Source organism: Spiroplasma poulsonii (assembly GCF_009866525.1).
GTDB classification, from domain to species: Bacteria; Bacillota_I; Bacilli_A; order Mycoplasmatales; family Mycoplasmataceae; genus Spiroplasma; species Spiroplasma poulsonii.
The window spans coordinates 755,710-781,100 of sequence record NZ_CM020866.1; the positions used below are offsets into that span (position 1 = coordinate 755,710).

Below are 25,391 nucleotides of genomic sequence, written 5' to 3' on the forward strand. Positions count from 1 at the left end.
GAAAGGAGGGCATAAAATGGATGATCAGAAAGGAACAATAATTTCAATCGCAATGGCAGCATTTTTATTTGTTGCTGTTAGTTTGTCAATTATTGGTTATCTAATTAGTTTTACAAAACAAGAATTTAAAGAACGTTTTGTAAACAAAAAGATTTTAATTATTTTATTTACTGTGTTAGGAATTAATTTACCAGTTGTTATTGTTGGTTTCTTATTAGAATTTGTAATTAAGCCAGCAACAAATGCACCAGTAATTGCGGTTATTGTAATTGCTTTTGTGTTGACAGTTGCTGTTGGTGTTTACATTTTCTTATTTTTACAAACAATTGCAATTGGAATTGATGAAAAAGAAATTGCTTTTTTAGGAGAACGAATTTTAATTCGTAAAATTAATCGTGTTGAACGGAACGATAAAACTAACCAGTTAATTATTCATTATACGGAAGGAAGTCGTAGTAAGAAAAAAACTCGTTTTTCATTAGCAAGCCAAGCTGGTCAATTTATGGTTAATAATGTTAGCTTATTAAACCAAGAAATTATGATGTTTGTGCCAGATAGTGAACAACCAGCAGATTCAAAACCAACGGCTGAATCAACTTCAGAAACAGTAAAAGAAACAAAAAAAGATTAATCAATTTAATTGAAAATCTTTTTTTAAGATAGAATAAAAAATTAGGTACCTCCTAATATTAGAAAAACGTCTATAAATATGGGCGTTTTTTTAATATTCTACAAAAGTCAAGTAGGAGGTTAAAAATGAGTTTCGTAGCTGGTCAAAAATTTGAAAGAAGAACAGTTGTTACTTTAACAGAAGTAGGTGATGTTGCAAGAATAAGAGTTTCTAATATGCCATATAAAGTATGGAATGAACCATCTGCAATCAAAGTTGAAAAAGCAGTTATGTGAAAAGATGAAGATGACAATTGAATTGAAGTTAGACCAGCGGTTTATGCACCAATTTCTTATTCATTAAATAAACAAAAAATTAGTGAAACTACGATTCTAAATATGGCATCTGAAACTGAAAAAGATGAAAACTTTTCAAAATCAGTTTCAAGTTTAAATAGGTTTAGACAAAATATTCAAGATTTTGTTTATCTGAATTTTAGGCCAAATGATTACTTTATTACGTTAACTTTTAAAGAAAATTTAACAGATATTAAAACTGCAAATGAGTTTTTTAATAAGTTTAACATGAGATTTAATAAATATTTAAAAACTAGAAATGCTGAATATAAGTGGCTATTAGTTTATGAATATCAAGAACGTGGAGCAGTTCATTTTCATATTTTATTAGACTTCTTGCATTACTTGTTAAAAAATTGCAAATATTTGTAAAAAAGATACTAATAGAAAAATATAATTTTAATTAATTATGTTTTTTATTTAAAAATTTAATATTTTTCCACAACGAAAAATTAATTTATTATTTAAATTATTTAATTTTAAATAAATATTTTATGTTAAATATAATAATTGTAAATTATAAATTGAGGCAATTAAATTAAATCTTAAACCAAATCTTTTTCTTCGATTACGATATTTTTCTGTAATAATTTTAAATTTTTTAAGAATAGCAAAAATATTTTCAATAATAATTCTCATTTTTGAAACTAGTCTATTATATTGCTTTTGTTCTTTGTTTAAAGGGTTTTTCTTTGTTTTCTTTGTAGGTATTAGAACATTATTGTGATTTTTTTGTATTCCTTGATAACCACTATCAACTATTAATTTGGTATTTTTTAAAATTGGGATTTTTGATTCTTTAAATAAAGCATAATCATGTTTTTTTCCGAGAGAAAAACTTGTTGCAATAATTTTTTTGGTTTCTTGTTCGATAATTACTTGTGTTTTGATCGTGTGTTTTTTCTTTTTACCAGAATAAGATTGTTTTTGTCTTTTTTTGGGCGTTGGATTGGAGTTTCGGTAGCATCAATAATAATAGTTTTATCATTAAAATAATCATTTATTAGTGCTTTTTTACCAGCAAGTTGTTGAAAATCAGAGTTTTTAATTAAAATATCTTCAATTCACTTAATATTATGATAACAATTAGCCTCACTAATATCAAAACTTTTACCAAGATGAAAATAAGTCTGATATTCTCGTCAATATAATAAAGTCATCAATAATCTATTTTCTAATGATAATTTATTAGTTTTACCACCTTTTTTAAATTTTTCTATTTCAGCAACTTTTAAAATATCTAACATTTTATTAAAAGTGGATTTTTTTATTCCTGTTAATCTTAACCATTCTCTATCATTAAGAGTATTAAATTTATTATTGTTCATATTTTTATGTCCTCATAAATTATATTTTATAATAATATTTTAATAAAAAAGGGTATCGCAAGAAGTCTATTGAAAAACACTGTAGATATGAATTTAGAAAAACTTACAACTAAAAAAATTAAGGATGGTAAATTTGTGAAATATCAAACAATCTTTAATTCAAAAGTTCTTGAAAAATTATGACCACATGATTTTAATACCTGTATTAGAATTACTCAACGTGACATTGAGGAATCAGACACAATAGGTAAAATAGCCTCTTATATGGGTAAATATATTACTAAAATGTTTTATGAAAATCCTTATTCTGTTACTGAAGGTAAGACATTTAAAATGAAAAATTTAACAGATTATAAATGTCGTTTATTTAGAAGAAGCAAGAATTTAATTAAACCTAAGAAAACCAGATTAGTAATAAACAAGGAAATTAATTTAGATGAAGTAACTAAAGAGTTATTTCAAAAAACAGAATATCGAGGAAAGAAAAATCTTATTGAAGTACGTAATCAAGACAATACTAAAAAAGCAATTGGCGAAACTCAAACTAATCGATACAAAAGCGACTCTGCCAGACTTTTGTTCAACTATTTAGTTGATATGCAGAGAATTCAGGCGAAAGGAGCAACAGTAAATGAATTAGATGATATTCATTTCAAAATTAAAGGATTTGTTAAAAATCCGATAGTTTCTTTTTCTAAAGATATGAAATTTAACTTAGCATTAGCTAAAAAACTTTATCAAAGAGCAGGTAGTATGTTGAGTAAAAAGTATGTTGTGGCACATCACTATAAAAAGTTAAAACAACAGGTGCAGAACAAACTTGATACTACCAACATAACTCTTACCATTTAGTTCAAAAAGTATAGAAAGGAATTAGATAGATGAAGAATAATCAACCAACTTTTCAAAAACTACATATTGAAAAAAGAATAGCAAAAGTTGCTGATTCATTTTGTGAAGTATGTCCTACTGTAGAATTTGATCAATCATTACCGCAATATGCAATTATCACTAGTTTTAACTGCATAGTAATTTGCCAAAAACATTTTGATTTTTTAAGAGAATTAGTTAATCAACTTGCAGCATTAGGAAGGAGTACGTAATCATGTGAGTCATTATAATTCAAAATATTGGAACATCAGAATAATAAAAGTGGGAAAAAATAAATTTTCCCACTTTTATTGTGTATAATTATATATGGAAAGTTGGTGTTTTATGGGACTAGGAATAGCACTAGGATTTGGTATCAACGAAAAAGGTTACAAAAAACAATTAGAAAAAGAAAATGCTTATTTTCGTACTCATTTAGAAACTATCGAATTACGTGGATATAAAGCAAGAGTATTAAACTGAGTTAATGAAGAAGAAGTTAAATATGCTTGATCATGCTATCCAGAAATTAAAGATGGACGTACTGGACAAAACTTTTATGAATATTTTAATATAGAAAAAACTAACCAAAATAGTAATGAGTACAATATGCAAAAAGAACCATTTAATAAAGGAAAATAATTTTATAAGTCAAAATTAGAATTAAAAGTAGTTCATAATAAATAGAAATAGATATTTTTTTATTAATTAGAAAGAAGATAATATATAATGAGAATTAACTTGCATCAACATACTATTGCGGTAAAAACTGGCGAAACAAATAATCGTAATTTGGATATTTCAAATCAACATAATGTAGATTTATTTGTGTCTAATTTAGAAAGATGAGAAGTTGGAATTCTTGCTATAACAAATCATAATTTATTTGATTTAGAACAATTTAATTTTTTAGAAGACATAGTTCAATCTAAGGGGATACTTTTGCTTCCAGGGATTGAAATTGATATAGAGGATAGTGAAGGTAAAATCCATAATATGAATATTATAGTAAGCAATGAAGATAAAAAAATATGAGATGAATTTGTTTTATCTTTGAATATTACAGATCCTAATAATTTTTCAATACCTGTTTATGCATTAACTCAAAAATTAAGTAAATTTAACAAAATATGTCTTATTCCTAATAATCAAAAAGGCGGAAAGGAATTGCCTAAAGATGACTATAATTTATTTTCAGATGAAAATTCAATATATTTTTTTGAAACAACAAATTTGGATTCAAGCAGAATTTTAGCTCATAAAGGTATTCCCGCAATATGTGGATCTGATGAGAAAGATATTTTAAATCCTCAGTACAATAAAATCCCAGATATACATATTAAAATTGATTCTTTTACTAGTTTAATTAATTTTTTTAAAAAAGATTTAAATTTTATGAAAAATAAGTTATCAGAAAAATTGTTTGGAACGATTTCTATTCATCCTTCTACTTGACAAGATGCTATTAAAGTTCCACTTTATTATGATACAAATATAATTATTGGTTCAAGAGGAAGCGGTAAAAGCATTATATTAGAAGAAATTAAGAAGGAAGTTGAACGAGTTAAGAACATTAAAATTGATTTGTATGATCATAAAGATGATAATTATAATAGATTGCTAAAAGAGTTAGAAAGTCAATTTTTAAATCCAATAGATTTAAATTCAGAAATTCAAAATTTAAATATTTTATTGAAAAATTCAAATTTGCCTAAGCTTGATGAAGTTGTCACGAATTATATTAATATGGTTTCATTTTGTAATACGAATAAAGTAAGTAAATATATTTTTTGGCAGGAATTCAATGTTCAAGGAATAGATACACAAATGTTATATAAAAATCCTGAACAGTGTATAAACGAAATGAAAAAATTATATACGGATAAATGCAATTTAGAAGAGTCGTTAAATATTTTGGATAAAAATAAAATAAATCTTAATGATACAAATTACGTTATTGGAATGGCAAGGGTTTTTTGGACAAATTTTATGTAGAGTAAAGATTTTTATATTCAATTGGTGTTAAATAATTTAATTTGCTGTGAATTCGTACATTATTGTATCAATTAACATAGTCAAATAATTCTAATTTAAATTGTTCAATATTTTTAAATTTTCTGTTTTTAATTAATTCTGTTTTTAAAATTTTATAGGTTGATTCAGAAACAGCATTATCATAAGGACAGCCTGGTTTACTATAAGATTTTGCAACATTGTTTTTAGTTAAAAGATTGTAAATGATATTGTTATTAAATTCGCTGCCTTGATCAGTATGAAATATTTTAATATTATCTAAAGAAAAACTAAGCTTTTTAAAAGTATTTTCAACTAATTTGGCATCTTTATGAGAACTAACATCATAACCAATAACTTCACGATTAAATAAATCAATTAGAAAGCACACATAATATCATTTGCTATTGATAGCAACTTGTGTTAAATCACTGACAACAACTTCATGTAGTTTATAATTATTAAATTCTTGATTTAACAAATTATGATATTTGTATGTAGCGTTTTTGTTACTTTGATGTTTATATTTAAGTTTTGTATAATTGGAAATTAAGTTATATCTTTGCATTATTTTACTAATTTTTATTCGTGATAATAAAATATTTTGTTGTGCTAACATAACTTTAATTTTTCTTGTGCCATAATTTTTACGACTTTTTAAGAAAATACTGATAACAGCATTATCAATAGTATAGTTTGATTTAGGATTATTTGATTTCAATTGATAATAAAACGTTGATCTAGGAACTTTTAGTGTTTTGCATAAATTAGTAATTGCATATTTTTCTTTGTTGTTTTTAATAATTACTATTTTTTGCCTATTATCAGTGTGGCTTGCTTTAAAATATCATTTTCCATTCGTAATTGTTTAATTTCTTTTCTTAGCTGAATTAGTTCATTTTCTTCTGGGCTTCGATTATCTTTTGCTTTAAATGAACCAGAATTATTGAATTCATGAATTCATTTTCAAACTGTTGATTTACCGACCTGATAGTCACTGGACAATTGTTTTGCTGTTTTACCTGTTTTATAAAGACTAACAATTTGTTGTTTAAATTCATCGGTATAATGATTCTTTGCCATAATTACACCTCCATTTATTAATTTAATTATAATCCTTACTCCACATTATTGTTGTCCAATTTATTTTAACCCATCCATATAACTGTAGTATATATATCAAAAATTATTGAATTATTAGAATTTAGTCGTTGAGAAAAATATAAAAAATTAAAAGCAACAGTTTTACTTTTTAAAACTGTTGAATGTATAAAAAAAACTATTGATAAAAATTCAAAAAATAAGATGAAACCATCAGAACTTGGATTTTTTAAAAATTATATTTTTAGAAAAAACACAGGAAATAATATTACTAAAATAATCAATTGTTCTAGCGTAGATTCAAATAAAAAGTTTTTAGGAAAAGTTAGTGATAATAAAAAATTATATTTCTTTAAAAAATATTGTACTAATCCTTCAAAGAAATCAGATTGAGAAATCGAAAAACCAATAACTAAGAAAGTAGCTACTGATTTACTGATTTATTTAAAAAAAATTATTGATAATCAATATAATAAAAATTTTATTGATTCAGTAAATGAACTAGTAGATTTTACAAAAGGAAATTCTATTATTGATTTATCTAATAAACATTTTATTTGATACAAAACAATTATTGAAGATCAAAACAAAACTCCGCATACTCCATCAAGCGGAGAAGAAGTTATTATTGTTTTAACAAATTATTTATACAGAGAACAGGAATACTATTTTTTAGATGAGCCAGATAAATCATTAGATAATTTTTTTATAAACTAGGAAATAGTAACAAGAATTAATGAGTTGTCAAAATCTGGAAAGATTGTTGTAATTGTTACCCATAATGCAAACATTGGAGTTAGAACTTGACCATATTCAGTTATATATAGAGAATTATCAGGCGATAGTTCAGAAAATAAGACATTTATTGGTAGTGCTTTTTTAAGACATTTTGAAGATTTAAATTCAACTGAAACTTCTTATTTATGAGAAGAAACTTCTGAAAAAATACTTGAAGGTGGACAAGATGCATTTAATGAAAGGGCAAGGATTTATGGAAGAAAATAACTTTTTGTTTAGAATAGAATTGAATGATAGTAAAACTAAGCTAAATATTATTTTTGATGAAAAGATATCTGAATTGGATTTATCTAAACCTATTCAGAACGAAATGGAGAGTCTTTTTGAACAAGTAATGGATTCAATAATTTCAAAAAAAATAAATTAAATGATATTTCAAAATATGTATACTATGAAAAAAAGGATGATGATCAATCTATAGAAGAATTAATTAAACAGAATTTTGCTGAATTATTTTCAGTTGAAATTGAATTAATTATAAACGATATTAAAGCCAATTTAATTCTTAATTAAAATTAAATGTGGCATATGTTATAATTTTATTGTAAAAATAAATATGCCAAAGCGTACTTCGGGTACCGGCAATTAAACAAATACTTTTTAGTATAAGTTTATGTCGGGACACGAAGTTTTTATTTTTTATATAAAAATTACTAAAAAGTGGTTTACTTTAAAAGAAAATGTGTAGTATAATATAAGTGCGAGTTGCTCATATGAGCCATGTACTTAGAAATAAGTGCGCACGAGTAAAATCACTTCTTAGTAAAGTGATTTTTTTATTTGTAAGGAGGATACATAATGAGCAAAAAATATCGCATGTATAATATTGTATGATTTTGGAAAATTCATCGTGATGTATTGGCTAAAAAATTAAATAATAAGAATACTAAAGTAATACAAATTAATAAAGTAACTATTAATGGTAAAGAACAATGAGATGTTACATATGTTAAAAAACAACCAGATGTTATAGTTGGCCAAACTGGTCACTTATATAAAATAATACCGTTTGAAACAGTAAATAAAGCAAATGGTAAAGTTTTAAAATATAAGCCTAAAATCCACATTAAATACAACAATAAGGGTAAAGAATCATTATTAGATGTATCTTCAATGATGTCAGTTACAGATAGTGAAATTGAATGTAATGATAAAGTTCATAATAAATACAATGTAATAAATGATAAAAAAATTCAACAAGAAATTATTAATAAAATATATGATGTGCATATTAATACATTGTCGTTAGCACCTGATTATGTAAATAAACTTGAGTTAGAAAATAAGCAACTAAAAAGAGAAAACAAAATTGAAAGAGATTTTACTCATGATTTTCAAAACATGTATATCGATGTATTAACTGAGGGAATTAATAGACTTCTTGCGATACCCTTTTTTATTAAAATATTATTATAAAATATAATTTATGAGGACATAAAAATATGAACAATAATAAATTTAATACTCTTAATGATAGAGAATGGTTAAGATTAACAGGAATAAAAAAATCCACTTTTAATAAAATGTTAGATATTTTAAAAGTTGCTGAAATAGAAAAATTTAAAAAAGGTGGTAAAACTAATAAATTATCATTAGAAAATAGATTATTGATGACTTTATTATATTGACGAGAATATCAGACTTATTTTCATCTTGGTAAAAGTTTTGATATTAGTGAGGCTAATTGTTATCGTAATATTAAGTGAATTGAAGATATTTTAATTAAAAACTCTGATTTTCAACAACTTGCTGGTAAAAAAGCACTAATAAATGATTATTTTAATGATAAAACTATTATTATTGATGCTACCGAAACTCCAATCCAACGCCCAAAAAAAGACAAAAACAATCTTATTCTGGTAAAAAGAAAAAACACACGATCAAAACACAAGTAATTATCGAACAAGAAACCAAAAAAATTATTGCAACAAGTTTTTCGCTCGGAAAAAAACATGATTATGCTTTATTTAAAGAATCAAAAATCCCAATTTTAAAAAATACCAAATTAATAGTTGATAGTGGTTATCAAGGAATACAAAAAAATCACAATAATGTTCTAATACCTACAAAGAAAACAAAGAAAAACCCTTTAAACAAAGAACAAAAGCAATATAATAGACTAGTTTCAAAAATGAGAATTATTATTGAAAATATTTTTGCTATTCTTAAAAAATTTAAAATTATTACAGAAAAATATCGTAATCGAAGAAAAAGATTTGGTTTAAGATTTAATTTAATTGCCTCAATTTATAATTTACAATTATTATATTTAACATAAAATATTTATTTAAAATTAAATAATTTAAATAATAGACTTCTTGCATTACTTGTTAAAAAATTGCAAATATTTGTAAAAAAGATACTAATAGAAAAATATAATTTTAATTAATTATGTTTTTTATTTAAAAATTTAATATTTTTCCACAACGAAAAATTAATTTATTATTTAAATTATTTAATTTTAAATAAATATTTTATGTTAAATATAATAATTGTAAATTATAAATTGAGGCAATTAAATTAAATCTTAAACCAAATCTTTTTCTTCGATTACGATATTTTTCTGTAATAATTTTAAATTTTTTAAGAATAGCAAAAATATTTTCAATAATAATTCTCATTTTTGAAACTAGTCTATTATATTGCTTTTGTTCTTTGTTTAAAGGGTTTTTCTTTGTTTTCTTTGTAGGTATTAGAACATTATTGTGATTTTTTTGTATTCCTTGATAACCACTATCAACTATTAATTTGGTATTTTTTAAAATTGGGATTTTTGATTCTTTAAATAAAGCATAATCATGTTTTTTTCCGAGCGAAAAACTTGTTGCAATAATTTTTTTGGTTTCTTGTTCGATAATTACTTGTGTTTTGATCGTGTGTTTTTTCTTTTTACCAGAATAAGATTGTTTTTGTCTTTTTTTGGGCGTTGGATTAGAGTTTCGGTAGCATCAATAATAATAGTTTTATCATTAAAATAATCATTTATTAGTGCTTTTTTACCAGCAAGTTGTTGAAAATCAGAGTTTTTAATTAAAATATCTTCAATTCACTTAATATTACGATAACAATTAGCCTCACTAATATCAAAACTTTTACCAAGATGAAAATAAGTCTGATATTCTCGTCAATATAATAAAGTCATCAATAATCTATTTTCTAATGATAATTTATTAGTTTTACCACCTTTTTTAAATTTTTCTATTTCAGCAACTTTTAAAATATCTAACATTTTATTAAAAGTGAATTTTTTTATTCCTGTTAATCTTAACCATTCTCTATCATTAAGAGTATTAAATTTATTATTGTTCATATTTTTATGTCCTCATAAATTATATTTTATAATAATATTTTAATAAAAAAGGGTATCGCAAGAAGTCTATTTATTAAAAAAAGTTCCTTTATATCCTCGCTGTTGTATTAAAACAGAGTGGGGCAAGTATATTTTTTCTAAATCAATATTTGTTTCTGAATTAACTTTTAAAACATTTTCTAAATTAGATGGTGGTAAATGTGTTTTGTTATTAAAGATATTACCACAACTAATTAAATTCACCGTGTTTACAAAAGACAACGATAATATAGATAATAAACTAAGTAATTTCTTCATTCACTTTAATTTTTCCTTTCTATTTTGACAAAATAATAAACAGCAATTTTACTTTAATTGCTGTTTATTATTAAGATATATTTAATTTTCACTAAGATAATAATTTTTTATTATTTTTTATTTTTAATTTTTTAATAATAATGTAAATAGAAAATAATGTAATTGTTAATAATATAGCAATTATAATAAAACAAATTCAATTTGTTTTTCTTTTTAAATATTTTTTTTCTTCTAATGATAAGATATCTGTTCCTCAATAACTTATTATTTGTGTTTTAGTTTTTTTAAAGTGAATAAAACAAAAACAATGCAAAACAAAAAATAATAATATTAATGAACTAGTTATTATTATTTCTGTTTGTAAATTTTTTATTGTTCCTATTTTTCAAAAACCTAAATAAAAAATATTTTCATTATTAATATACTGATATTGTAATCATATCAATATAGACAATGTAATTACACCAACTATATAAGAAAAACTGCAAAATCAATTAGCAATAATTTTATATACAATACTTTTTTTATATACACTATATATAAATTCTGGAATAGTATTTTCATCATTTTTTAATCATAATTTATATTTTTTTGCTTGTTTTTTTATCATTGTTAAATTAAAACAACCATATATAAATACAAGAAAAAAGATTATTAATAAAAAAATTAATAAAAATGGATAGGGAATTAATTCTATTTCAAGGGATTTAACAATCTTATTAAAAATAAAATTAATATTTGTATTTAATTTAAAAATTTTGTTTTTATAATCAATGTTATAATATAAAAATAATATGAAAGATAAAAACAAGAATAAAAATAAAGAAAATAATATTTGAAAAAACGAAATTACTTTAATAAAAGTAATTTTATTTTTAATAAATCTAGGAATTGTTTTTTTATTTTCAAAATAATTCATTTATTAATTTAACTCCTTTACTTTTTATATTTTTTCTTATTCTCTCGTTGTTTAATTCTATTAGAACAACAAATTTCTAACATATTTTTCTCCCTTTACTTTACATTTAATTACTTTTACTAATTTATTCGTTTTCATTTGTCTTACTAATATTTTTAATATTTTCTGTTTTATTTTGATTTTTATTTAAGTTTTTAAAAGCTGCTTTTATCTCTTGAATTTCATTATCATAAGTTTTTAATAACTCAGGGTGACAATTTTTATAACTTAATTTAATATGCTTCCTAACTAAATCAAAATCAAGCACCTCAACTTCAATTTCATCACCAATATCAAAAAAATCTTTAATATCTTTAACAAAATAATCTGAAACTTCACTAATATGGATTAAACCATCAGCCTTTCCTGCTCTACAAAAAGCACCATAGGGAGTAATATTTGTTATTTTTACAATAACTTTATTTCCTTTTTCATACATAAACAAAATATATCTCCTTTTCTAAATTAAATTTTGATAAGTTGATATTTGATACAATTTATCTTTCTCTATTTGCTTCTTTTAATTTTAGTTCCATTTCTAAAATTTCTTTTTTTAAGCGTAAATTTTCATTTTCAAGGGTTAAGTCAGGTTTTATTTCTTGCTGCTTTTGCATTTCTTTTGCTTTTAAAGATTCCAATTCTGCTTTTAATTTAGCAATTTCTGTTTTTCTTAAAGGAATTTTTTCTTCATAAGATTTAATTAATTTGATTTGAGTACGATTTTTACCAAATTTTTCTACTTGTGCTTTATTAAATCTTAAATTATCTTCATCTTCTTCCAATTCTTTTTCTCTGATTTGAATGCGATATTCGAGAAAAGGAATTGCTCCGCTTTTATAGGCATCATATCATTCTCATACTTGATCTCAATGTTTTTGATTATATTCAGATCTTTTGGGGTGTAAATTCCCAATACCATCTACTTGTTTTAATCATTGATATTTAGCGGTTGTTGGGACACTACGACAAAACTTTTCTAATACCCACATGACATTATTTTTGTCATCATCATTTAATCTATCAATGCTTAGAGGGATATTATTAGTTCCCCCCCGAGTGCATCAATAATTGCACTATGAATTTCTCTCAAATGTTTTTTATTTTGCATTCTGGCAACGCGCTCTCAGTTGATTTCGCCACCTAATAATCGTCATAATCCCATAATTTATCACTCCTTTTTATTTATATTATACCGTATTTTTTGTTTTTGTCAGGTGTTTTTTAAATTATGACTTTTTCTTTTCTGCTTTTTTGGTAGCTTTTTCATCTCATTTTTTCTGTCTAGCGTCTGATTTATTATTTTGTTTTTCATATTTTTTAATTATATTACTTTGTTTTCTAATTTTTTTATTATGTCGCAATTCACTTTTTGCTGTTGGTTTCACATATGAAAAACTGTTTTTGCTAGTAAATTTGTTTTCTACTTTCCCTAGTTTTTTGTTTAAAGACCCTGTTTTTCAATCACTTAAATCTTTTGTATTTCTTTTATTTTCTTGATTTCCTTTGCTAGCCAATTGTGGATTCAATCTTTTACCAATTGCTTTAATTGGTGTTGCAATCCCAGTTCCAATTTGGCGGAAAAATCCTTTTGTTCCACCTCCGCGAGCTGCTCCCACTAGTTTACTTGTTGCTAGGGTTGTGACCCCAAGTCCAAAGCCTGCTAAGCCAACAATCCCAGCACGTGAACTCATTCCCTCAGTGGCGTGTCAGAAATGACGAAAGTCTAGCGGTTTTTCTTGACGAGATTGACTGCTTGCTGTTTCATTATCCCCTCAATCACCACCAGAACCCATCGCGTTCATTAGACTTCTTGCATTACTTGTTAAAAAATTGCAAATATTTGTAAAAAAGATACTAATAGAAAAATATAATTTTAATTAATTATGTTTTTTATTTAAAAATTTAATATTTTTCCACAACGAAAAATTAATTTATTATTTAAATTATTTAATTTTAAATAAATATTTTATGTTAAATATAATAATTGTAAATTATAAATTGAGGCAATTAAATTAAATCTTAAACCAAATCTTTTTCTTCGATTACGATATTTTTCTGTAATAATTTTAAATTTTTTAAGAATAGCAAAAATATTTTCAATAATAATTCTCATTTTTGAAACTAGTCTATTATATTGCTTTTGTTCTTTGTTTAAAGGGTTTTTCTTTGTTTTCTTTGTAGGTATTAGAACATTATTGTGATTTTTTTGTATTCCTTGATAATCACTATCAACTATTAATTTGGTATTTTTTAAAATTGGGATTTTTGATTCTTTAAATAAAGCATAATCATGTTTTTTTCCGAGCGAAAAACTTGTTGCAATAATTTTTTTGGTTTCTTGTTCGATAATTACTTGTGTTTTGATCGTGTGTTTTTTCTTTTTACCAGAATAAGATTGTTTTTGTCTTTTTTTGGGCGTTGGATTGGAGTTTCGGTAGCATCAATAATAATAGTTTTATCATTAAAATAATCATTTATTAGTGCTTTTTTACCAGCAAGTTGTTGAAAATCAGAGTTTTTAATTAAAATATCTTCAATTCACTTAATATTACGATAACAATTAGCCTCACTAATATCAAAACTTTTACCAAGATGAAAATAAGTCTGATATTCTCGTCAATATAATAAAGTCATCAATAATCTATTTTCTAATGATAATTTATTAGTTTTACCACCCTTTTTAAATTTTTCTATTTCAGCAACTTTTAAAATATCTAACATTTTATTAAAAGTGGATTTTTTTATTCCTGTTAATCTTAACCATTCTCTATCATTAAGAGTATTAAATTTATTATTGTTCATATTTTTATGTCCTCATAAATTATATTTTATAATAATATTTTAATAAAAAAGGGTATCGCAAGAAGTCTATTGTTTTTTCGTTCATTGCTCCGCCATTCATTAATGCTTGTTTGGCTCTTTTGCTTTTGGCAAATCCAAATGCTTTTCCTGCCATTTTACCAGCCCCCATTGCCATCATTCCACCAGCAACAGTTGATTTCATTGAACTCATTCCTTCGCGAACACCAGCTGCTTCACCAATTAAGTTAGCAACAACATCTGAAAACGCCATTACGGCTAAACCACCACCACACATCATCAGAATTACAAACAATGATTTTCCAATTCCCTCAATGCCTAATCCTGCTAAATTAGTGCTTAAAATTGTTTGAATTGTTGTCATAAAAATAAAATATCCTGTTAAAGTGGCAGTTGATGCTAGAAATTTTGCAATTACCATATATTTTCAAATAAATGCTCCTTTACCATTGTCAATTGTCATAATCATCATTACTCATGGCGAAATAATAAATAAGAAAAACAGTTCAATTATTTTTTGTACCAAAACAATTCCTATCATAAACATTGCAAACAACATAAATCACACCCCAAAAACTTCGGCAATCATATTAAAATCACCAATATTGTCAGGATAAGAATAATTACTTGGTATATTATCACCGCTACCATCTCAATTGGTATTTCCGATATTGTATAGGTAGTTTGCAATATTTCCATTTTCACCACCAAATCCCGATGTAATCATTTTGGCAATGTTAGCGATTGCAAAATTTGCCAAAAAGAAAAAGATTGGAATTAAAAAGATAAAAACAAACGCTTTACTACCATTTTGTAAAGCAACAATAAATTTTGTTTTTGTCTCGGTGGCATCTTGAAACAAAATTTTAATTATTGTAATTGTAAATATTAAGGAAAATAAACAAAGAGCCGTTATGACAAAATATCAAAATGCCATTGGGATATTTTGAAAACTAAATTCTTGTTTTGATCCAAACATTAAATCACCAACCACACCACCTGTTAAATAATTTAGAACGGTGTTAAATGATGCAATTAACTGCAATGGCCCTTGTACAAAAATCGATCATATTAGTTTATATAGTGCATTAACTATCATAATTTTTCACTTCCTTTCATTTTTTATCAACTATGTTCCAATACTAGGGTTATATGTTTTGATAACTTGTAAAATAACATTCATAACAGCAATTACAAAAATTATAATAATTGCTATAATCGGCCATTTTAAAGCACTTAAATCGCTTCCTCTTGCCTCAGAATTATCAGCGTTTCGCATTATTGAAATTAAAATAATAATTAATTTTCAAATTGCAAAAATAACTGCTAAACCCATAAATACTCCTAAAACAACATTACTTCATAATATAATAACATCCATTATTCCACTAAAATCTGCTGTATTATTTCCTTTCATATTTTCGCCCTCCTTTGTTATTTTAAAAATTTGTTTTTGTTAAATTTGTTTCTTTTTTGATAATAGACTTCTTGCATTACTTGTTAAAAAATTGCAAATATTTGTAAAAAAGATACTAATATAAAAATATAATTTTAATTAATTATGTTTTTTATTTAAAAATTTAATATTTTTCCACAACGAAAAATTAATTTATTATTTAAATTATTTAATTTTAAATAAATATTTTATGTTAAATATAATAATTGTAAATTATAAATTGAGGCAATTAAATTAAATCTTAAACCAAATCTTTTTCTTCGATTACGATATTTTTCTGTAATAATTTTAAATTTTTTAAGAATAGCAAAAATATTTTCAATAATAATTCTCATTTTTGAAACTATTCTATTATATTGCTTTTGTTCTTTGTTTAAAGGGTTTTTCTTTGTTTTCTTTGTAGGTATTAGAACATTATTGTGATTTTTTTGTATTCCTTGATAACCACTATCAACTATTAATTTGGTATTTTTTAAAATTGGGATTTTTGATTCTTTAAATAAAGCATAATCATGTTTTTTTCCGAGCGAAAAACTTGTTGCAATAATTTTTTTGGTTTCTTGTTCGATAATTACTTGTGTTTTTGATCGTGTGTTTTTTCTTTTTACCAGAATAAGATTGTTTTTGTCTTTTTTTGGGCGTTGGATTGGAGTTTCGGTAGCATCAATAATAATAGTTTTATCATTAAAATAATCATTTATTAGTGCTTTTTTACCAGCAAGTTGTTGAAAATCAGAGTTTTTAATTAAAATATCTTCAATTCACTTAATATTACGATAACAATTAGCCTCACTAATATCAAAACTTTTACCAAGATGAAAATAAGTCTGATATTCTCGTCAATATAATAAAGTCATCAATAATCTATTTTCTAATGATAATTTATTAGTTTTACCACCCTTTTTAAATTTTTCTATTTCAGCAACTTTTAAAATATCTAACATTTTATTAAAAGTGGATTTTTTTATTCCTGTTAATCTTAACCATTCTCTATAATTAAGAGTATTAAATTTATTATTGTTCATATTTTTATGTCCTCATAAATTATATTTTATAATAATATTTTAATAAAAAAGGGTATCGCAAGAAGTCTAATAAATATTTTTCTTTTTTCGATAATGTTGCTGTTGATTATTAAAATAATTTTTAATATTGTTTTTCTTAGTCATTTTTTTCCTTTCGAAAGGTAAACAAAATAAATGCAATAATAAATCACCAAACATAAAATCACAATCAATTCCAAGGGAAATTAAAAACAAAATAGGGGGAATTACTAGCAACAAAATTCCAATAATAATTGTTAAAGGATATAAAAGTCATTTTCACCAAACTTTTCTTTTATTTTGCATCTTTAATTTTTCCTTTCTATTTGAAACATTGCTATAAAGTTTTTTTTCTAACACATTAACAACAATACTATTGCCGGCTTGTTTATAAAGTTGGGTTTTTGAAACAACTTTGCTTGCTTTATTAAAATCTTTATTACTAAATCCCATTAATAATCAACATTCTCGTGGAGTTAAAACTCGTAAAAAGTATTTTTTTTCATCAATTAAAAAAGATAGTATTTTACTACTATCTTGTTCTTGTAATTTATGGTTATCAACGATGATTTTATTGATATTACTTGCTGCGATTGTTCCCATATAATTATTTCCTGTTTTTCAAAACCGATTATATGATCCATTAACTAGTAAACCATCTTTTGCTCTTGGTAAAACAATAAAATTACCATAATCCTTAATTGGCAATGCAATTTGTGGTGGTCTTCCGTGTGCTGTTGTAATGGTTGAAATAAGATTATTTTTTGTTATGTCATTAAAAATATTAACTTGATTAGACTTCTTGCGATACCCTTTTTTATTAAAATATTATTATAAAATATAATTTATGAGGACATAAAAATATGAACAATAATAAATTTAATACTCTTAATGATAGAGAATGGTTAAGATTAACAGGAATAAAAAAATCCACTTTTAATAAAATGTTAGATATTTTAAAAGTTGCTGAAATAGAAAAATTTAAAAAAGGTGGTAAAACTAATAAATTATCATTAGAAAATAGATTATTGATGACTTTATTATATTGACGAGAATATCAGACTTATTTTCATCTTGGTAAAAGTTTTGATATTAGTGAGGCTAATTGTTATCGTAATATTAAGTGAATTGAAGATATTTTAATTAAAAACTCTGATTTTCAACAACTTGCTGGTAAAAAAGCACTAATAAATTATTATTTTAATGATAAAACCATTATTATTGATGCTACCGAAACTCCAATCCAACGCCCAAAAAAAGACAAAAACAATCTTATTCTGGTAAAAAGAAAAAACACACGATCAAAACACAAGTAATTATCGAACAAGAAACCAAAAAAATTATTGCAACAAGTTTTTCGCTCGGAAAAAAACATGATTATGCTTTATTTAAAGAATCAAAAATCCCAATTTTAAAAAATACCAAATTAATAGTTGATAGTGGTTATCAAGGAATACAAAAAAATCACAATAATGTTCTAATACCTACAAAGAAAACAAAGAAAAACCCTTTAAACAAAGAACAAAAGCAATATAATAGACTAGTTTCAAAAATGAGAATTATTATTGAAAATATTTTTGCTATTCTTAAAAAATTTAAAATTATTAGACTTCTTGCATTACTTGTTAAAAAATTGCAAATATTTGTATAGAAAAATATAATTTTAATTAATTATGTTTTTTATTTAAAAATTTAATATTTTTCCACAACGAAAAATTAATTTATTATTTAAATTATTTAATTTTAAATAAATATTTTATGTTAAATATAATAATTGTAAATTATAAATTGAGGCAATTAAATTAAATCTTAAACCAAATCTTTTTCTTCGATTACGATATTTTTCTTTAATAATTTTAAATTTTTTAAGAATAGCAAAAATATTTTCAATAATAATTCTCATTTTTGAAACTAGTCTATTATATTGCTTTTGTTCTTTGTTTAAAGGGTTTTTCTTTGTTTTCTTTGTAGGTATTAGAACATTATTGTGATTTTTTTGTATTCCTTGATAACCACTATCAACTATTAATTTGGTATTTTTTAAAATTGGGATTTTTGATTCTTTAAATAAAGCATAATCATGTTTTTTTCCGAGCGAAAAACTTGTTGCAATAATTTTTTTGGTTTCTTGTTCGATAATTACTTGTGTTTTGATCGTGTGTTTTTTCTTTTTACCAGAATAAGATTGTTTTTGTCTTTTTTGGGCGTTGGATTGGAGTTTCGGTAGCATCAATAATAATAGTTTTATCATTAAAATAATCATTTATTAGTGCTTTTTTACCAGCAAGTTGTTGAAAATCAGAGTTTTTAATTAAAATATCTTCAATTCACTTAATATTACGATAACAATTAGCCTCACTAATATCAAAACTTTTACCAAGATGAAAATAAGTCTGATATTCTCGTCAATATAATAAAGTCATCAATAATCTATTTTCTAATGATAATTTATTAGTTTTACCACCTTTTTTAAATTTTTCTATTTCAGCAACTTTTAAAATATCTAACATTTTATTAAAAGTGGATTTTTTTATTCCTGTTAATCTTAACCATTCTCTATCATTAAGAGTATTAAATTTATTATTGTTCATATTTTTATGTCCTCATAAATTATATTTTATAATAATATTTTAATAAAAAAGGGTATCGCAAGAAGTCTATTATATTTAACATAAAATATTTATTTAAAATTAAATAATTTAAATAATAAATTAATTTTTCGTTGTGGAAAAATATTAAATTTTTAAATAAAAAACATAATTAATTAAAATTATATTTTTCTATTAGTATCTTTTTTACAAATATTTGCAATTTTTTAACAAGTAATGCAAGAAGTCTAATATAAGACAGATAAAATCAAAAAATTAACAGATTCTTTTTTAAGCAAAGCAGATATTAATTTAGCAATTAAATTTAAAACAGAATTTAGTACTTATAAACAACTACAAAGTTATTTAAAAATAGAACAACAAAATTACTGACAAAATTTATTGAATAATATTTGTCAACAATACCAAAATAATTTAAAGCAAATTATTTTATTGTTTTATAATTTTGTTGCTAATATTTGAAATAAAACAAATATCAGTGAAATTTTACAAAAAATAGAAATTAAAAATGTGATTGATGATGATAATAATGTCTTAGGACAAACAAATAATCACCAAACTATTTTAATAAACAAAAAGATTTTATCTTGTGCGTTTGAAAAAAAAGTAAATAGTGAATGACACAAAGGAAAATTTACAACCAATAACTTTCTACATATTTTAATCCATGAATTAGGACATATCTTTTATTTTTATGATTGAGAAACATTTAAAATTAATCATATTTTTTATTTAAAGCAATTTTTAGGACAGAAAATTAATAATTTAAATAAATTTTCAGAACTAAACAAAGAAAAAGTGGTAAAGATATTTGCCAACAGTAATTATGGATTGAGCAATGATGAAGAGTTATTGGCAGAGGGCTTTGCATATTGGTTATTAACAAAACAAAATATGCAAACAAAAATATGAGAATTTTGAAACGAATACTTTACAAGTTATTTACCACAAATAAGAGATAAAAAAAGAAAAGAAGTGTAAATAATGTTAAACACAATAATTGGAATGATGGGAACAATTGCTGTAATCGGATTGTTTGGTTGTTTATGAAAGTTTCTTGGTATTAAATTCAAAAAATGAAAAAACAAATTCAATCAACTAAATACAAAAAAATTTGCCGAATAATATTATATGTTAGTATAAGTTGTTTTGCGTTATTTTTGTTAGTAATTGGATTGTGAATTGGATTAATATATCCAACTTTGAAATAAAATAAAAAAACACTCATATTTTTAATATTTGTTTTTCGAATTGGCAATTATTTAACTGGGATATATTTTTTCTTAACAAATTTAATATATTTAATTAAAAATTACAATACGAGTAAATGATTAATTTGATTTGTTATTATGCTTATTCATTTTATAATTTTTTATTTTATAGACTGAATATTAGACTTCTTGCGATACCCTTTTTTATTAAAATATTATTATAAAATATAATTTATGAGGACATAAAAATATGAACAATAATAAATTTAATACTCTTAATGATAGAGAATGGTTAAGATTAACAGGAATAAAAAAATCCACTTTTAATAAAATGTTAGATATTTTAAAAGTTGCTGAAATAGAAAAATTTAAAAAAGGTGGTAAAACTAATAAATTATCATTAGAAAATAGATTATTGATGACTTTATTATATTGACGAGAATATCAGACTTATTTTCATCTTGGTAAAAGTTTTGATATTAGTGAGGCTAATTGTTATCGTAATATTAAGTGAATTGAAGATATTTTAATTAAAAACTCTGATTTTCAACAACTTGCTGGTAAAAAAGCACTAATAAATGATTATTTTAATGATAAAACTATTATTATTGATGCTACCGAAACTCCAATCCAACGCCCAAAAAAAGACAAAAACAATCTTATTCTGGTAAAAAGAAAAAACACACGATCAAAACACAAGTAATTATCGAACAAGAAACCAAAAAAATTATTGCAACAAGTTTTTCGCTCGGAAAAAAACATGATTATGCTTTATTTAAAGAATCAAAAATCCCAATTTTAAAAAATACCAAATTAATAGTTGATAGTGGTTATCAAGGAATACAAAAAAATCACAATAATGTTCTAATACCTACAAAGAAAACAAAGAAAAACCCTTTAAACAAAGAACAAAAGCAATATAATAGACTAGTTTCAAAAATGAGAATTATTATTGAAAATATTTTTGCTATTCTTAAAAAATTTAAAATTATTACAGAAAAATATCGTAATCGAAGAAAAAGATTTGGTTTAAGATTTAATTTAATTGCCTCAATTTATAATTTACAATTATTATATTTAACATAAAATATTTATTTAAAATTAAATAATTTAAATAATAAATTAATTTTTCGTTGTGGAAAAATATTAAATTTTTAAATAAAAAACATAATTAATTAAAATTATATTTTTCTATTAGTATCTTTTTTACAAATATTTGCAATTTTTTAACAAGTAATGCAAGAAGTCTATTGTTCCACTTGATCAACAATATTCTGTTCAATATTGTTCTAAACCAAATTTATATCAAAAGTTTTCCTTTTCTTCATGATCGGTGTTTTTTGAAATTAAATCCGTTATTTTATAATGATCTTTTATACTATCTGAATCTTTTATAACTAAATACATGTTTTATCCTCCATTTCCAATATAACTTATTAGTTTTTAAATAAATTATTTTTAAAATAATTGCTTTTTTAGGTTGCAAAAAAAGTTATTTTAAGGTTAAATTAAATCAGAAAATTAAAGAAACTTAATTTTGTAGACATTTAACTAAATAATATAAGGAATTTTTCAAAAAACTATGGTTTTTTTGGGAATGGTTGGTACCTAAAACTTTATTCTAAGTTTTTTTAAGTATTTATTGCTTTTTTAAAAGAATATGGTATTCTTATCGGTATAAGGGAAAGAAATTAAGAAAGATATAAATAAAGACAGTGGATTAGAAAGCAGTTAAAGTATTATTAAAATGATTTAATAGTAAATTAACGTTCCTTTCCTCTTATGTATTACAATTTTTTAATTGTAATAATTACTTTTGCTTTCATATGTCCTACTTAAACAGAAAGGAAATAAAAAAAATGAAGAAACTTCTAGCTATTTTAGGAGCATTAGGATTAACAGCAACCGGAGCAACGACAGTAGTCGCATGTAACAAAGGAGATAACAGTAAAGATACTTTAGGAGGATTAAAAGCATCAGATTTTGAAAAAGCTTTATTAGGAGTTGCAGATGGCACTGCATTAAATACTAAAGTAATTGGAATTGTTGCTGGTAAAGTAACAGATGAAGCTAAAAATAAAGAAATTACTAATAATCTTAAATTATTTGGATACACTTTTGTAGTAACAAAAAAAGATGTTACTTTTCCATTAGAAAAAGATAAAAAATTTACTTTAACAATTGAAAAAGCATCTGATGATAAAATTAAAGCATTTTACAAAGCTGGAGAAAGTAAAGGCATTTCTGATGCAGATTTAACATTAGTTAAAAAAATCCAAGGATATGTTTCAGGAACTAAGTTTTCAAGTGAAATTACAATTAAAGATCAAGGAGCAGCAGTTGATGTTTCAGGAGCAACAAAACCAACAGTTGCAGAACAAACAATTACTGTAAAAGATAAAAATGATGTTAAAGCAGCAGACTTAGTTAAACTTAACACTGATGCAGCGATTACAGGTCCTGTTGCTACAGTAATTAAAGCAGTAGCAGGAGTTGACCAAACTGTTGTCTTAGGAACAGATTATACAATCACAAATAATGAAGCAGAAGGTAATTACACAGACGCAAAAGATGTTGAATTTACAGTAACTACTAAAGGGAATAAAATCTCAGGATCATTTAAATTTACGGTACAAGTTAAAGCGATTGATGCATAATAAGTTTTAAACATCTTTGAATTAAACCAAAAAAACATAAAAAAACACTAATTAATTAGTGTTTTTTTATGTTTTTTAACTCAAAAAAGCTTTTCACTCTTAGAGCATTTACTAATACCAATCTAACAAAACAAGAAAAAGAAAAGGATAACGCCGCACTGAAGTTAACAAAAGGTAAAGGAGATTATAAACCAAATGTTGCATTAAAACCTTCCAATTGATTGGTGAAACAGGTATTGAAAATAGAGGAAAGATTTTTTTTCAAACTTATTGGTTTTTAAAAAAATATGATATTCTTAATTTAGTATAAGAGAAAGAAACTAAGAAAAATATAAGATAAAGTCAGTAGGATAGAAAACAGTTAAAGTATTATTAAAATATGTAATAGTAAATTAACGTTTCTTTCCTCTTATGTATTGTAATTTTTAATTGTAATAATTACTTTTGTTTTGTATAACGTACTGGACCAGAAAGGAATACAGAAATGAAAAAACTTTTAGCAATTGTCGGAGCATTTGGATTAATAGCAACCGGAGCAACGACAGTAGTCGCATGTAACAAAGGACCTAAAATGAAAGATACTTTAGGAGGGTTAAAAGCATCAGATTTTGCGGAAGTCTTGTTAGGAATTGTTGAAGGTAAATTAAATTATGATGTAATTAGGATTGTTGCTAATACAGTAAAAGATAACAAGAAAAATAAAGAAATTGATGATAATGTGCCATTATTTAGAAATACTTTTGTTGTTACTTACAAGTTAGCAGAAGGAGTTAGTTTTCCGTTAGCAAAAGATAACAAAATTACTTTAACAATTAAAAAAGCAACTGATGATCAAATTAAAGATTGTTACAAAAAAGATACAAACAAGGAGATGCCGGTTGAGGCCTTGACAATAGCTAAAAAAATCCAAGGATATGTTTCAGGGACTGAATTTTCAAGTGAAATTACAGTTAAAGAAGAAGGAACAGCAACAGTTGATATTTCAGGGGTAAGCTAAAGGTTCACCTGAACTTATTGTCGCAACAATTACTGATGTTAAACAATAGACTTCTTGCGATACCCCTTTTTATTAAAATATTATTATAAAATATAATTTATGAGGACATAAAAATATGAACAATAATAAATTTAATACTCTTAATGATAGAGAATGGTTAAGATTAACAGGAATAAAAAAATCCACTTTTAATAAAATGTTAGATATTTTAAAAGTTGCTGAAATAGAAAAATTTAAAAAAGGTGGTAAAACTAATAAATTATCATTAGAAAATAGATTATTGATGACTTTATTATATTGACGAGAATATCAGACTTATTTTCATCTTGGTAAAAGTTTTGATATTAGTGAGGCTAATTGTTATCGCAATATTAAGTGAATTGAAGATATTTTAATTAAAAACTCTGATTTTCAACAACTTGCTGGTAAAAAAGCACTAATAAATGATTATTTTAATGATAAAACTATTATTATTGATGCTACCGAAACTCCAATCCAACGCCCAAAAAAAGACAAAAACAATCTTATTCTGGTAAAAAGAAAAAACACACGATCAAAACACAAGTAATTATCGAACAAGAAACCAAAAAAATTATTGCAACAAGTTTTTCGCTCGGAAAAAAACATGATTATGCTTTATTTAAAGAATCAAAAATCCCAATTTTAAAAAATACCAAATTAATAGTTGATAGTGGTTATCAAGGAATACAAAAAAATCACAATAATGTTCTAATACCTACAAAGAAAACAAAGAAAAACCCTTTAAACAAAGAACAAAAGCAATATAATAGACTAGTTTCAAAAATGAGAATTATTATTGAAAATATTTTTGCTATTCTTAAAAAATTTAAAATTATTACAGAAAAATATCGTAATCGAAGAAAAAGATTTGGTTTAAGATTTAATTTAATTGCCTCAATTTATAATTTACAATTATTATATTTAACATAAAATATT

General features: G+C 23.8%; 38 protein-coding genes and 1 pseudogene. 20 read left to right on the plus strand and 19 right to left on the minus strand.

The window, feature by feature from the left end; genetic code table 4:
- Positions 1 to 16 precede the first annotated feature (16 nt).
- Both MSROBK_RS04170 and MSROBK_RS04175 read left to right on the plus strand, forming a co-directional pair.
- Positions 17 to 631, plus strand: coding sequence for a hypothetical protein (locus MSROBK_RS04170; protein ID WP_040093270.1), 615 nt, complete (start codon positions 17 to 19; stop codon positions 629 to 631).
- Between the two features lie 125 nt (positions 632 to 756).
- Positions 757 to 1,338, plus strand: coding sequence for a rolling circle replication-associated protein (locus tag MSROBK_RS04175; RefSeq protein WP_052443475.1), 582 nt, complete (start codon positions 757 to 759; stop codon positions 1,336 to 1,338).
- Between the two features lie 120 nt (positions 1,339 to 1,458).
- Here the strand turns inward: MSROBK_RS04175 and MSROBK_RS13225 are convergent, their stop codons facing one another.
- Both MSROBK_RS13225 and MSROBK_RS13230 read right to left on the minus strand, forming a co-directional pair.
- A complete protein-coding gene (locus MSROBK_RS13225; protein ID WP_242441474.1) occupies positions 1,459 to 1,857 on the minus strand; it encodes a transposase family protein in 399 nt (132 codons plus the stop codon).
- Positions 1,842 to 2,294 carry an IS5 family transposase gene (locus MSROBK_RS13230; protein WP_040093271.1) on the minus strand — a complete coding sequence of 151 codons (453 nt, stop codon included), beginning with the start codon at positions 2,292 to 2,294 and terminating at the stop codon, positions 1,842 to 1,844. Before MSROBK_RS13230 ends, MSROBK_RS13225 begins: the two co-directional genes overlap by 16 nt.
- Before the next feature lie 87 nt (positions 2,295 to 2,381).
- Between MSROBK_RS13230 and MSROBK_RS04185 the strand changes: the two genes are divergently transcribed.
- The 4 genes from MSROBK_RS04185 to MSROBK_RS04200 all read left to right on the plus strand — a co-directional run bounded on the left by MSROBK_RS04185 (position 2,382) and on the right by MSROBK_RS04200 (position 5,159).
- Entirely contained in the window at positions 2,382 to 3,146 is a 765-nt protein-coding gene (locus tag MSROBK_RS04185) for a hypothetical protein (protein WP_040093272.1), read from the plus strand.
- A gap of 29 nt (positions 3,147 to 3,175) precedes the next feature.
- Entirely contained in the window at positions 3,176 to 3,397 is a 222-nt protein-coding gene (locus MSROBK_RS04190) for a hypothetical protein (protein WP_040093273.1), read from the plus strand.
- 112 nt (positions 3,398 to 3,509) lie between these two features.
- Positions 3,510 to 3,806, plus strand: a complete 297-nt coding sequence (locus MSROBK_RS04195; RefSeq protein ID WP_040093274.1) for a hypothetical protein — start codon at positions 3,510 to 3,512, stop codon at positions 3,804 to 3,806.
- A gap of 87 nt (positions 3,807 to 3,893) precedes the next feature.
- Positions 3,894 to 5,159 (plus strand): hypothetical protein, encoded by a 1,266-nt coding sequence (locus tag MSROBK_RS04200; RefSeq protein WP_040093275.1) that lies wholly within the window; start codon positions 3,894 to 3,896, stop codon positions 5,157 to 5,159.
- Here MSROBK_RS04200 and MSROBK_RS04205 read toward each other — a convergent pair.
- Positions 5,152 to 6,042, minus strand: coding sequence for an IS3 family transposase (locus MSROBK_RS04205; RefSeq protein ID WP_206780839.1), 891 nt, complete (start codon positions 6,040 to 6,042; stop codon positions 5,152 to 5,154). The genes MSROBK_RS04200 and MSROBK_RS04205 overlap by 8 nt on opposite strands.
- A complete protein-coding gene (locus MSROBK_RS04210) occupies positions 5,985 to 6,260 on the minus strand; it encodes an IS3 family transposase (protein WP_040093278.1) in 276 nt (91 codons plus the stop codon). Before MSROBK_RS04210 ends, MSROBK_RS04205 begins: the two co-directional genes overlap by 58 nt.
- Positions 6,261 to 6,482: 222 nt before the next feature.
- On the opposite strand from MSROBK_RS04210, the gene MSROBK_RS04215 reads away from it, so the two are divergent.
- From MSROBK_RS04215 to MSROBK_RS13240, 6 genes are all read left to right on the plus strand, one after another.
- Positions 6,483 to 6,995: a hypothetical protein gene (locus tag MSROBK_RS04215; protein ID WP_040093279.1), complete on the plus strand. Its 513-nt coding sequence runs from the start codon at positions 6,483 to 6,485 to the stop codon at positions 6,993 to 6,995.
- A 24-nt stretch (positions 6,996 to 7,019) separates the two neighbouring features.
- Complete coding sequence (locus MSROBK_RS04220; RefSeq protein WP_040093282.1) at positions 7,020 to 7,283, plus strand: hypothetical protein; 264 nt, start codon at positions 7,020 to 7,022, stop codon at positions 7,281 to 7,283.
- Positions 7,270 to 7,443, plus strand: coding sequence for a hypothetical protein (locus MSROBK_RS04225; protein WP_157944230.1), 174 nt, complete (start codon positions 7,270 to 7,272; stop codon positions 7,441 to 7,443). The genes MSROBK_RS04220 and MSROBK_RS04225 overlap by 14 nt, the downstream gene beginning before the upstream one ends.
- Positions 7,444 to 7,874: 431 nt before the next feature.
- The gene (locus tag MSROBK_RS04230) at positions 7,875 to 8,492 is read left to right on the plus strand and encodes a hypothetical protein (protein ID WP_040093283.1); all 618 of its coding nucleotides are present in this window, start codon (positions 7,875 to 7,877) and stop codon (positions 8,490 to 8,492) included.
- Between the two features lie 26 nt (positions 8,493 to 8,518).
- Positions 8,519 to 8,971 carry an IS5 family transposase gene (locus tag MSROBK_RS13235; RefSeq protein ID WP_040092446.1) on the plus strand — a complete coding sequence of 151 codons (453 nt, stop codon included), beginning with the start codon at positions 8,519 to 8,521 and terminating at the stop codon, positions 8,969 to 8,971.
- On the plus strand, positions 8,956 to 9,354 hold the full coding sequence (locus MSROBK_RS13240) for a transposase family protein (RefSeq protein ID WP_242441474.1): 399 nt from the start codon (positions 8,956 to 8,958) through the stop codon (positions 9,352 to 9,354). Before MSROBK_RS13235 ends, MSROBK_RS13240 begins: the two co-directional genes overlap by 16 nt.
- Before the next feature lie 196 nt (positions 9,355 to 9,550).
- Here MSROBK_RS13240 and MSROBK_RS13245 read toward each other — a convergent pair whose 3' ends face one another.
- The 12 genes from MSROBK_RS13245 to MSROBK_RS11210 form a co-directional block, all read right to left on the minus strand.
- Positions 9,551 to 9,949, minus strand: a complete 399-nt coding sequence (locus MSROBK_RS13245; protein WP_242441474.1) for a transposase family protein — start codon at positions 9,947 to 9,949, stop codon at positions 9,551 to 9,553.
- Entirely contained in the window at positions 9,934 to 10,386 is a 453-nt protein-coding gene (locus MSROBK_RS13250) for an IS5 family transposase (protein WP_040093284.1), read from the minus strand. The genes MSROBK_RS13245 and MSROBK_RS13250 overlap by 16 nt, the downstream gene beginning before the upstream one ends.
- A gap of 66 nt (positions 10,387 to 10,452) precedes the next feature.
- A complete protein-coding gene (locus MSROBK_RS04245; RefSeq protein ID WP_040093285.1) occupies positions 10,453 to 10,683 on the minus strand; it encodes a hypothetical protein in 231 nt (76 codons plus the stop codon).
- Between the two features lie 1,043 nt (positions 10,684 to 11,726).
- Complete coding sequence (locus MSROBK_RS04250; RefSeq protein WP_052443476.1) at positions 11,727 to 12,080, minus strand: S1 RNA-binding domain-containing protein; 354 nt, start codon at positions 12,078 to 12,080, stop codon at positions 11,727 to 11,729.
- A gap of 58 nt (positions 12,081 to 12,138) precedes the next feature.
- Complete coding sequence (locus MSROBK_RS04255; protein ID WP_040093289.1) at positions 12,139 to 12,630, minus strand: hypothetical protein; 492 nt, start codon at positions 12,628 to 12,630, stop codon at positions 12,139 to 12,141.
- 237 nt (positions 12,631 to 12,867) lie between these two features.
- Positions 12,868 to 13,443, minus strand: coding sequence for a hypothetical protein (locus tag MSROBK_RS04260; RefSeq protein ID WP_133165050.1), 576 nt, complete (start codon positions 13,441 to 13,443; stop codon positions 12,868 to 12,870).
- 164 nt (positions 13,444 to 13,607) lie between these two features.
- Positions 13,608 to 14,006 (minus strand): transposase family protein, encoded by a 399-nt coding sequence (locus MSROBK_RS13255; RefSeq protein WP_416375036.1) that lies wholly within the window; start codon positions 14,004 to 14,006, stop codon positions 13,608 to 13,610.
- Positions 13,991 to 14,443 carry an IS5 family transposase gene (locus tag MSROBK_RS13260; protein WP_040092446.1) on the minus strand — a complete coding sequence of 151 codons (453 nt, stop codon included), beginning with the start codon at positions 14,441 to 14,443 and terminating at the stop codon, positions 13,991 to 13,993. The genes MSROBK_RS13255 and MSROBK_RS13260 overlap by 16 nt, the downstream gene beginning before the upstream one ends.
- Positions 14,444 to 14,462: 19 nt before the next feature.
- Positions 14,463 to 15,560, minus strand: a complete 1,098-nt coding sequence (locus MSROBK_RS04270; RefSeq protein ID WP_052443477.1) for an Mbov_0396 family ICE element transmembrane protein — start codon at positions 15,558 to 15,560, stop codon at positions 14,463 to 14,465.
- 30 nt (positions 15,561 to 15,590) lie between these two features.
- Positions 15,591 to 15,878, minus strand: coding sequence for an Mbov_0395 family pilin-like conjugal transfer protein (locus MSROBK_RS04275; protein WP_040093292.1), 288 nt, complete (start codon positions 15,876 to 15,878; stop codon positions 15,591 to 15,593).
- A gap of 227 nt (positions 15,879 to 16,105) precedes the next feature.
- A complete protein-coding gene (locus tag MSROBK_RS04280) occupies positions 16,106 to 16,942 on the minus strand; it encodes an IS5 family transposase (RefSeq protein WP_040093294.1) in 837 nt (278 codons plus the stop codon).
- Between the two features lie 66 nt (positions 16,943 to 17,008).
- Positions 17,009 to 17,668 carry a DNA cytosine methyltransferase gene (locus MSROBK_RS11210; protein WP_052443478.1) on the minus strand — a complete coding sequence of 220 codons (660 nt, stop codon included), beginning with the start codon at positions 17,666 to 17,668 and terminating at the stop codon, positions 17,009 to 17,011.
- 155 nt (positions 17,669 to 17,823) lie between these two features.
- On the opposite strand from MSROBK_RS11210, the gene MSROBK_RS04290 reads away from it, so the two are divergent.
- Together MSROBK_RS04290 and MSROBK_RS12335 are read left to right on the plus strand one after the other, a co-directional pair.
- Positions 17,824 to 18,276, plus strand: coding sequence for an IS5 family transposase (locus MSROBK_RS04290; protein ID WP_040093295.1), 453 nt, complete (start codon positions 17,824 to 17,826; stop codon positions 18,274 to 18,276).
- Positions 18,261 to 18,512: pseudogene (locus MSROBK_RS12335) on the plus strand (transposase family protein); the annotation flags it as partial. The gene MSROBK_RS04290 and the pseudogene MSROBK_RS12335, both read left to right, overlap by 16 nt.
- 204 nt (positions 18,513 to 18,716) lie before the next feature.
- On the opposite strand, the gene MSROBK_RS13265 reads toward MSROBK_RS12335, so the two are convergent.
- Together MSROBK_RS13265 and MSROBK_RS13270 are read right to left on the minus strand one after the other, a co-directional pair.
- A complete protein-coding gene (locus tag MSROBK_RS13265; protein ID WP_416375421.1) occupies positions 18,717 to 19,190 on the minus strand; it encodes a transposase family protein in 474 nt (157 codons plus the stop codon).
- On the minus strand, positions 19,132 to 19,551 hold the full coding sequence (locus tag MSROBK_RS13270; protein ID WP_040093297.1) for a transposase family protein: 420 nt from the start codon (positions 19,549 to 19,551) through the stop codon (positions 19,132 to 19,134). The genes MSROBK_RS13265 and MSROBK_RS13270 overlap by 59 nt, the downstream gene beginning before the upstream one ends.
- A 399-nt stretch (positions 19,552 to 19,950) precedes the next feature.
- Here MSROBK_RS13270 and MSROBK_RS04305 point away from each other — a divergent pair, with 399 nt between their 5' ends.
- The 3 genes from MSROBK_RS04305 to MSROBK_RS13280 all read left to right on the plus strand — a co-directional run bounded on the left by MSROBK_RS04305 (position 19,951) and on the right by MSROBK_RS13280 (position 21,866).
- On the plus strand, positions 19,951 to 20,550 hold the full coding sequence (locus MSROBK_RS04305) for a hypothetical protein (protein ID WP_040093298.1): 600 nt from the start codon (positions 19,951 to 19,953) through the stop codon (positions 20,548 to 20,550).
- Between the two features lie 480 nt (positions 20,551 to 21,030).
- Positions 21,031 to 21,483 carry an IS5 family transposase gene (locus tag MSROBK_RS13275; protein ID WP_040092446.1) on the plus strand — a complete coding sequence of 151 codons (453 nt, stop codon included), beginning with the start codon at positions 21,031 to 21,033 and terminating at the stop codon, positions 21,481 to 21,483.
- Positions 21,468 to 21,866, plus strand: a complete 399-nt coding sequence (locus MSROBK_RS13280) for a transposase family protein (protein ID WP_242441474.1) — start codon at positions 21,468 to 21,470, stop codon at positions 21,864 to 21,866. Before MSROBK_RS13275 ends, MSROBK_RS13280 begins: the two co-directional genes overlap by 16 nt.
- 120 nt (positions 21,867 to 21,986) lie before the next feature.
- Here the strand turns inward: MSROBK_RS13280 and MSROBK_RS04315 are convergent, their stop codons facing one another.
- A complete protein-coding gene (locus MSROBK_RS04315) occupies positions 21,987 to 22,187 on the minus strand; it encodes a hypothetical protein (protein ID WP_040093299.1) in 201 nt (66 codons plus the stop codon).
- Positions 22,188 to 22,639: 452 nt separating this feature from the next.
- On the opposite strand from MSROBK_RS04315, the gene MSROBK_RS04320 reads away from it, so the two are divergent.
- The 3 genes from MSROBK_RS04320 (at position 22,640) to MSROBK_RS04330 (ending at position 25,385) form a co-directional block, all read left to right on the plus strand.
- Complete coding sequence (locus tag MSROBK_RS04320; protein ID WP_040093300.1) at positions 22,640 to 23,437, plus strand: spiralin lipoprotein; 798 nt, start codon at positions 22,640 to 22,642, stop codon at positions 23,435 to 23,437.
- A 484-nt stretch (positions 23,438 to 23,921) separates the two neighbouring features.
- Positions 23,922 to 24,434, plus strand: a complete 513-nt coding sequence (locus MSROBK_RS04325; protein ID WP_040093302.1) for a lipoprotein — start codon at positions 23,922 to 23,924, stop codon at positions 24,432 to 24,434.
- Between the two features lie 115 nt (positions 24,435 to 24,549).
- Positions 24,550 to 25,385, plus strand: a protein-coding gene (locus MSROBK_RS04330; protein WP_105628856.1) for an IS5 family transposase whose coding sequence is annotated in 2 segments (ribosomal slippage) — positions 24,550 to 24,946 and positions 24,946 to 25,385 — 837 coding nt in all. Because the reading frame shifts where the segments join, the coding sequence is not laid out codon by codon here.
- Positions 25,386 to 25,391 lie beyond the last annotated feature (6 nt).